We start from the raw sequence: 7033 nt of genomic DNA on the forward strand, positions 1-7033 counted from the left end.
CCGCACCCCCGCGGTGAGATGCGAATCCGCTGGTCACCACACGTCGCCGTCGCGGTAGTCGCAGGTGATCTCGCCGGTGGTGTCGAGATCCGCGGTGACGGGAAGCACGAAGATCGACGCGTCGTCCTCGGGCGTCGCAACCACCCCCTCCGGGCTCAGCACCGAGGTCATTCCGCGCCAGGGTTGCCAGCCCCGCGCGACGTAGACGTGCCGGCCTGCCTCGGACGCGCTGAGTGCGCCCAGTTCGTAGGCGCCGCGCAGCACTTGCTCGAGGCCGTCCATGATCGCCGTCGCAAGCCCCTGCCCGCGCCAGTCCTCCCGGACCGCGACTCCCTCGAGGTAGCCGCACCGCAGCGCCGTGCCGCGGTGGATCATCCGGCGCTGCACGACGGCGCCATGGGCGACGAGCGCGCCCCGCACGCAGATCACGGCGTGCATCCCGCCGAGGGCGTGCTCCCAGTCGGCGTCGGTGAAGTCGACCTCGCCGTCGGCGAAGGCGTCGACGAGCATCCGCCGCGCGTCGTCCCGGGTCTCGGCGTCGAGATCGGAAGTGTGAACCAGGCGCGCGGTGTGGAGCACACCTCGTTCCTACCAGGGTGCGACGACCCAAGGGTGACGACGAACAGAACCGTTACCCGCGTGGGCGGGACCAGTGCAGCCGCACGTGCTGACCCGGCCGGACCTGCGCGATGCGGTCGACGTCGCGGTCGACGACGACGCCGATCACCGGGTAGCCGCCCGTCACGGGGTGGTCGGGGCCCAGGATGACGGGTAAGCCGTTGGGAGGCACCTGAATCGATCCGCGGACCAAGCCCTCGCTGGGGAGCTGCCGGTCGGGGTCGCGCAGTGCCAGCGGCTGCCCCGTCAGCCTCATACCGACGCGGTCGCTGCGATCCGAGGCCGCCCAGTCGGTGCGCACCAAGGCGTCGGGGTCGGCGAACCAGTCGTCCCGCGGGCCGGGCACAACCGTCAGGTCGAGACTGGCCGCGGCGATGGGCGCCACCGGTGCCTGGTCGAGTTCGGGAAAGTCTTCGGCGTGTTCGCCGACGGTCAGCAGATCGCCGGGCCGCAGCGGCCGCTGCCCGATCACGGACAGCACGTCGTGGCTGCGGGAGCCAAGGACTTGCTCGGCGTCGACGCCGCCACGGACCGCGAGGTAGCTGCGCAACCCCGACCGTGGGGTCGAGAGCACGAGGGTCTGCCCGTCACGCACGTGCCGAATGCCGTTGCTGCCGAACGGGACACCGTCGACCGACGGGTTCGCATCGGCGCCGGTGACGGCTACGGTGACGTCACCGCCCGTGACGCGCGCGGAGAACCCACCGAAGGTGATCTCGATCGTGGCGCGGTCGGCAGGGTTGGCCACGAGCCGGTTGGCCAGGGTGTGCGACTGTCGGTCGGCGGCGCCGGACCGGGTCACGCCGAGGTGCGCGAGACCGGGGCGCCCCAGGTCTTCGACGAGGGCCAGCGGACCGGTCGCCAGGATCTCGAGGGTCGTCATCGGCTTGCCCTGAACTGCACCCAGCTGCCGGGCACCAGGAGCGCAGGCGGGTCGCGGTCGACGTCCCACAGCACGGCGTCGGTGCGGCCGATCAGTTGCCAACCGCCGGGCGACTCCCTGGGGTAGACACCGCTGAATTCGCCTGCCAGCCCGACGGATCCGGCGGGCACCCTGGTGCGCGGCTCGGCCCGGCGGGGCACGTGCAGGCGCTCGTCACCGCCGACCAGGTAGGCGAATCCCGGCGAAAATCCGCCAAAGCCGACGCGCAGCGGCGAGGAGGTGTGGGCCTCGACGATCTGCTCGGTGGACAGGCCGGTGAGCCGGCCGACCTCGTCGAGGTCCTCCCCGTCGTAGACCACGTCGACGGTCACGACAGTGCCGTGCTCGGCGTTCGGCGCGTCGGTGCGCTGCACCCGCACTCGGTCGAGCCGAGCCCGAGTCGGCCCCTGATGCCGGGGCCCGGAGAGCACCAGAAGCACGGTGCGGGCGGCGGGCACCACCTCCACGACGCCGGGCAGCTCGGCCCTGCGCACCGCGTCGCACCACGCCAATACGTCGGCGGTGTCGTCGACGTCGACCAGCAGCGCCTGGTCGCCGTAGTCGTGGATCATCGCCGGGCTCTGGTCAGACGGCGGGCTCGTAGGTGGGTTCCCGGCGTTTGATCACTGCGATAACCCGGTAGGTGACGGGCAGGAACACCACCTCGACCGCGGTCTTGTAGAGCCACCCCAGCGCGGTGTACACGGCGAAGTCGTGAAAGGTCGTGATGCCGATGGCGCCTGCCGCGATGCTGCAGAACACCAGCGTGTCGCCCAGCTGCCCGGCGAACGTCGACCCGACCAGTCGCGCCCAGAGGTGCTTCTCCTTCGTGCGCTCCTTGATCGCCACGACCACCCATGCGTTGATGGTCTGCCCGACGAGGAATCCTGCGAGGCCGGCGACGATCAGCTGGGTGTAGGCGTGGACGACGTTCTCCAGCGCGGCCTGATTCTCGTAGAAGTCGGCGGCGGGCAGGTAGAGGGTCACCCAGAACGCCGCGGCAGCCAGGACGTTCATCGAGAAGCCGAGGATGATCGCCCGCCGGGCCGCCTTGAATCCGTACACCTCGGACAGGACGTCGCCGATGATGTAAGTCAGGGGGAAGACGATGAAGCCGCCGTCGGTCAGGATCGGGCCGAACGCGACGCCCTTGGTGGCGGTGACGTTCGAGATGATGACCAGGGCCGTGAACACGGCGACGAGGACGGGATAGTAGGCGGAGCCAACCTGTGCGAATCCTGGGCGCTGGTCGGTTGTTTCGGGCGTCGTCACCCGGTCATCTTCTCAGGTGAGCACCTTGTTGATCATCGGCGGTAACCGATCGGCCACGACGGGCAGTGACAGCACCGAGGAGAACGCCAGCGCACCGGCGAGATCCTTGCCGGTGAAGACGTTGCGGTTGGCACCGGTCGACTTCAGCGTCGCGAACATGGGATCGGCGACCAGTGCTGCCTGCTCCTCGTCGCTCTCGGTCTTCCAGACGACGACGTCGGCGGCGTCGAGCACCGAGGCCATCTTGTCGCGCGGCACCCGGGCCCGGTCGTCCTTCACGTAGGCGTTGACCGAGTCCGGCACGGCGAAGCCCATCTGGGTCAGGAACTCGGTGCGCCACCCGGGAGGGGTGAGGTCGTACTGATCCTGAAACGCCGTCGCGCTGGTCACGAGGATCTTCTTGCCGCCAAACGCGGAGTCGTTCTTGGCCACGTCGGTGAACTTGGCGTCGACGTCGGCGATGAGCTTGGTCATGTCGTCGAACTTGAACACCGCCTGGCCGATCGCGTTGGCCTGATCCTTCCACGGTTCGAAGAACGCGCTCTGGCCGGATTGTGCGATGGTGGGCGCGATTGCGGACAGTTTGGCGTAGGTGTCCTGGTCGAGACCCGCGTTGACGGCGATGATGAGATCTGGCTTGAGAGCGGCGATCTGGTCGACCTGGATGCCGTCGGACAGGTTCAGCACGACGGGTTGCGCGGCACCGAGCTTGGGCAGGGCCCACGGCCAGGTGCCGAAGGGTTCGCCACCGAACCAGTCGGTGACCGCGATCGGGACGATCCCGAGGGCGAGCAGGTCGTCCTGTTCGGTCAAGCCCGCGCTGACGACCCGCTTGGGCGCCGACGGGATCTTGGTCTCCCCGAACGCGTGCGTGACGGTGACCGACCCGTCGCCGGCTACCGTGCCGGGTTTGTCGGAGCCGCAGGCTACGGCGGTGAACGCGAGACCCGTGGTCATCGCCAGGAAACTCCGGCGGGTCACAGATGGTGGCACGCGGCGAGCGTATCCCGCCGTTCGACGGCTGGGTGACCGAACCGTCCGTCGCGCTGCGCTGGGAGCTTGCTGGGGATTGCGTCACGACGGCCCCAGCCAGGTTTGGCTCCGGTGGCGTGGGTACCCGATGTGGCCGGCGATCGACGCCGGACAAGGCCCGTCTTGGAGGCGCCCGCAATGTTGCACAACGTCGTACTGCTCGCTTCGGACAACGTCGAGGCGGCGGGTTTCATCCTGCGGGGCATCAAGGGCATCTTCGTGGCGATCGGCAGCATCATCGCCGCCATCATTTGCGCGGTGATCGCAGGCACCAAGGGGCGCAGCGCTATTGGCTGGGGCATCCTCGGGCTGTTCTTCAGCATCATCACGCTCATCGTGGTGATCGTGATCCCCAGCAAGAGGAGTTGAGCGACCGGACCCTTAGCTGTGGGCGAGGCGCTTGTTGACCAGCCGGGTCAGCCACGCCGGCGAGAACCGGGCGCCCACGGCCAGCGTCTTGGCCTGAGACCCGACGGGGAAGTGCACCTGATGGATCAGCCGACGCGGCCACGAGGGGTCGACGGCGGCCAGGATGTCGTCGGCGATGTCCTGGGCGGTCAACCGGATGCCGAGCGAATCGGTCGTGCCCGTCTTCACGTCGGTGGTCATCGCGGTCTGCACGTAGAGCGGCCACATCGCGATCACTCGGATGCCGTAGCGCTTCCATTCCAGGTCGAGCGCCTCGGTGACGGCGCGGACGAAGAACTTCGTGGCGCTGTAGTTGGCCAGTTCGGCCTGGCCGTAGATCGCTGACGCCGAGGACAGGTTGACCACGACCGCTCCGGGGGTCGACCGAAGGTACGGGAACGCGGCGTGCAACCCGTTCACCACACCCTTGGTGTTGATGTCGATCTCCTTGTGATGCGTCGCGACGGCGATCTCTTCGAAGCGCCCGGCGACGAGGATCCCAGCGTTGTTGATGAAGACGTCGAGGCGGTTGCCCGCGGCGGCGGCGAATTCACCTACCCGCTGGGCCATTTCGTCGGCGTCGGTGACGTCGAGGTGACCGGTCACCGCCGTGGCGCCGAGGTCTTCGATCTCGTCGGCGAGGCTCTTGAGACCGACTTCGTCGATGTCGTAGGCGCCGACGACGTACCCCTTCTTCGCGAAGGACAGGGCGGTGGCACGGCCGATGCCGGCGGCGGCGCCGGTGATGAAGACAGACTTCGTGGGGCTCATGGACACCATGATGGCTCGTGCGGGTGCATGATTGAGGGACACCTTGGGAGTGGTCATGAGAATTCACCGACGCTGGTCCGTCGTCGTCGTGACGGTCGGCGTCGCGGGGGCCGGTGTGGCAGGCGCCCCGGCGGCGGTCGCCGGGTGCAACGACTCCAGCGGGACGGTCGTCTGCGCGCAGGGTGACATTCGTGGCACGGATGCGCCGCCGCCCGTGCAGCCCGGTCTCGGTTCCTACGGAACGTGGTGCAACGGCGCCGTCTGCTTCCCAGGAAACCTCTTCGGGGTCGTGGTCGCGCCCTAACGCGTCGCAAGCATCACCCCAAGTCCGATCATGGTGGTCGCGATGACGCCGTCGAGTACCCGCCACGTGAACGGCTTGGCGAACAGCCCCGAGAGCCGCCGGGCGCCGAAGCCCACCCCGGTGAACCAGACCGCGCTCGCGGTGATCGCGCCGACACCGAACGCCCAGCGGCCGTCGTGCTGTTCGTTGGCCAGCGCCCCGAGCAGCACGACGGTGTCGAGGTAGACGTGCGGGTTCAGGAACGTCAGCGCGGCGCAGGTGAGCAGCACTCCGGTCAGCCGGGCGGGCGCCGCGGTCGAGGGCGACAGCCCGGACGACCAGGCGGGCGGCTGCCACGCGCGCTTGGCGGCGAGCAGGCCGTAGCCGGCGAGGAAGGCGGCGCCGCCGTAGGTGGCGACGCTCAATGCTGCGGGGTGCGCGGCGATCAGCGTGCCGACACCGGCGATGCCCGCGACGATCAGTACGGCGTCGGACAGTGTGCACAGGGCGACCACCGGCAGCACGTGTTCGCGTCGGATGCCTTGCCGCAGGACGAACGCGTTCTGAGCCCCGATCGCGGCGATCAGGGCGAACGAAGCCAGGAAGCCGACGACGGCGGGGGAGTGCATGCCTCGACGCTACGAGTGGGCCGTCGTGACGTACAGCTAATGATTTTGACGCCGCATTAGAACTGCTAATGCGGTTCGGCGCTCGCGCTGAATGGGCTGTCGGCTAGCCCGCGGCACCGTCGGCGCCCTGGACGCCGGGTGCGCCGGTGCCGCCTGCGCCGGCGTTGCCGCGCTTGCCGTCCCACCGATTCCACACCCGTAGAACACGGATGCGGTGATCGTGGGAACGGAGCGCGTCCTAGACGTTGTCGCGGTTTGCCATACGACGACGCCGATGCGAAACGTCCCATCACCACCGCCGGTGACCCCTAAGAAGTGACGTCAGCGACGAATGCAGTAGTCGAATCCCAAAGTGCAGTAGTCCCACCCCGCAGCTGCTGATTTCGACTCGCGCACCGGGCCGCCCGGCACGCTGCCACGCTCACCCCGCGAAGCGGGAAGGGATGAAAGCACTGGTGGCGGGGGTGGTGAGCCGACGGTCACGAGGTAGACATCGACGCCCCGGCACTACTGCATTTCGGCGATACAGGTAGCCGAAAACGGTCTCAACGCGTGAATCAGCGAGGGTTGGGCTTCGTTGACACGGGTACGCCGCGTCATCGTGGGGGTTGCCCCTGCAGGACATGGGAGGGCTGCTGTGTCAGATGGCGGAGATCAATTTTCGGAGGCCGATCGGGTGGAGGCACTGGATCAGGCGGTGCGGCAGGCCGTGAACGCATTGGCCCCCGTGGAAGCTGACAGTCACGATCACCCACGCCCGAAGAACTAGAGGACAGTCGGTGCGGGTACGGCGCTCGACCAGCCAGGATCGATCACGCACTTCACCGGCGCTGCCAGTGGCATGCTGCGTCTGGCGCCCAATCATCAACTTCGACAGGCAGTTACGGATCAGAGCCCGGCGATGGGCACGTCGCTACAGCAGCAGGACATCGAGCAGGGTGCGGGTGGTGTCGTTGGGGGGTGTGGTGGTGATGAGGGCGTGGGTTCCGTCGGGGCTGTAGGCGACGACTAGCGATGAATTGTCCCGGTTGACGGTGTAGGTGGTGCCGAGTTGGGTGCCGGTGCTGGGGTCGATCACGGTCACGCTGGTGTCGGTGG

The 7033-nt window shown here is 68.2% G+C and carries 10 protein-coding genes; 2 read left to right on the top strand and 8 right to left on the bottom strand.

The genetic code is table 11. The annotated features are described in order from the left end of the window. Window positions 1-33: 33 nt before the first annotated feature. Genes H7K45_RS29595 through H7K45_RS29615 form a run of 5 tightly spaced genes read right to left on the bottom strand, consistent with a single transcriptional unit; the run spans window position 34 to window position 3805 of the window. Window positions 34-579 (bottom strand): GNAT family N-acetyltransferase, encoded by a 546-nt coding sequence (locus H7K45_RS29595; protein WP_263999751.1) that lies wholly within the window; start codon window positions 577-579, stop codon window positions 34-36. A 52-nt stretch (window positions 580-631) separates the two neighbouring features. After that, window positions 632-1501, bottom strand: coding sequence for a 5-oxoprolinase/urea amidolyase family protein (locus H7K45_RS29600; RefSeq protein WP_263999752.1), 870 nt, complete (start codon window positions 1499-1501; stop codon window positions 632-634). Continuing rightward, window positions 1498-2112, bottom strand: a complete 615-nt coding sequence (locus tag H7K45_RS29605; RefSeq protein ID WP_263999753.1) for a 5-oxoprolinase subunit B family protein — start codon at window positions 2110-2112, stop codon at window positions 1498-1500. Before H7K45_RS29605 ends, H7K45_RS29600 begins: the two co-directional genes overlap by 4 nt. 13 nt (window positions 2113-2125) lie before the next feature. Beyond that, on the bottom strand, window positions 2126-2812 hold the full coding sequence (locus H7K45_RS29610) for a queuosine precursor transporter (RefSeq protein ID WP_263999755.1): 687 nt from the start codon (window positions 2810-2812) through the stop codon (window positions 2126-2128). Window positions 2813-2824: 12 nt separating this feature from the next. Next, window positions 2825-3805, bottom strand: coding sequence for an ABC transporter substrate-binding protein (locus tag H7K45_RS29615; RefSeq protein WP_263999756.1), 981 nt, complete (start codon window positions 3803-3805; stop codon window positions 2825-2827). Between the two features lie 177 nt (window positions 3806-3982). Between H7K45_RS29615 and H7K45_RS29620 the strand changes: the two genes are divergently transcribed. Continuing rightward, entirely contained in the window at window positions 3983-4213 is a 231-nt protein-coding gene (locus tag H7K45_RS29620) for a deoxyribodipyrimidine photolyase (RefSeq protein ID WP_263999757.1), read from the top strand. Window positions 4214-4225: 12 nt separating this feature from the next. On the opposite strand, the gene H7K45_RS29625 is transcribed toward H7K45_RS29620, so the two are convergent. Next, entirely contained in the window at window positions 4226-5023 is a 798-nt protein-coding gene (locus tag H7K45_RS29625; protein WP_263999758.1) for an SDR family oxidoreductase, read from the bottom strand. A gap of 55 nt (window positions 5024-5078) precedes the next feature. On the opposite strand from H7K45_RS29625, the gene H7K45_RS29630 reads away from it, so the two are divergent. After that, entirely contained in the window at window positions 5079-5327 is a 249-nt protein-coding gene (locus H7K45_RS29630; RefSeq protein ID WP_263999760.1) for a hypothetical protein, read from the top strand. Here H7K45_RS29630 and H7K45_RS29635 read toward each other — a convergent pair. Then, on the bottom strand, window positions 5324-5935 hold the full coding sequence (locus tag H7K45_RS29635) for a LysE/ArgO family amino acid transporter (RefSeq protein WP_263999762.1): 612 nt from the start codon (window positions 5933-5935) through the stop codon (window positions 5324-5326). The two genes, H7K45_RS29630 and H7K45_RS29635, sit on opposite strands and share 4 nt — an antisense overlap. A gap of 913 nt (window positions 5936-6848) precedes the next feature. Beyond that, a partial coding sequence (locus tag H7K45_RS29640; RefSeq protein WP_263999764.1) for a hypothetical protein occupies window positions 6849-7033 on the bottom strand: 185 nt, incomplete at its 5' end.

Source organism: Mycobacterium yunnanensis (assembly GCF_025823185.1).
In the GTDB taxonomy this organism is placed as follows: domain Bacteria; phylum Actinomycetota; class Actinomycetes; order Mycobacteriales; family Mycobacteriaceae; genus Mycobacterium; species Mycobacterium yunnanensis.

Coding starts and splice junctions, on each gene's coding strand:
- H7K45_RS29620 (WP_263999757.1), top strand. CDS start 3,983: ATGTTGCACAACGTCGTACTGCTCGCTTCGGACAACGTCGAGGCGGCG.
- H7K45_RS29630 (WP_263999760.1), top strand. CDS start 5,079: ATGAGAATTCACCGACGCTGGTCCGTCGTCGTCGTGACGGTCGGCGTC.
- H7K45_RS29605 (WP_263999753.1), bottom strand. CDS start 2,112: ATGATCCACGACTACGGCGACCAGGCGCTGCTGGTCGACGTCGACGAC.
- H7K45_RS29600 (WP_263999752.1), bottom strand. CDS start 1,501: ATGACGACCCTCGAGATCCTGGCGACCGGTCCGCTGGCCCTCGTCGAA.
- H7K45_RS29625 (WP_263999758.1), bottom strand. CDS start 5,023: ATGAGCCCCACGAAGTCTGTCTTCATCACCGGCGCCGCCGCCGGCATC.
- H7K45_RS29635 (WP_263999762.1), bottom strand. CDS start 5,935: ATGCACTCCCCCGCCGTCGTCGGCTTCCTGGCTTCGTTCGCCCTGATC.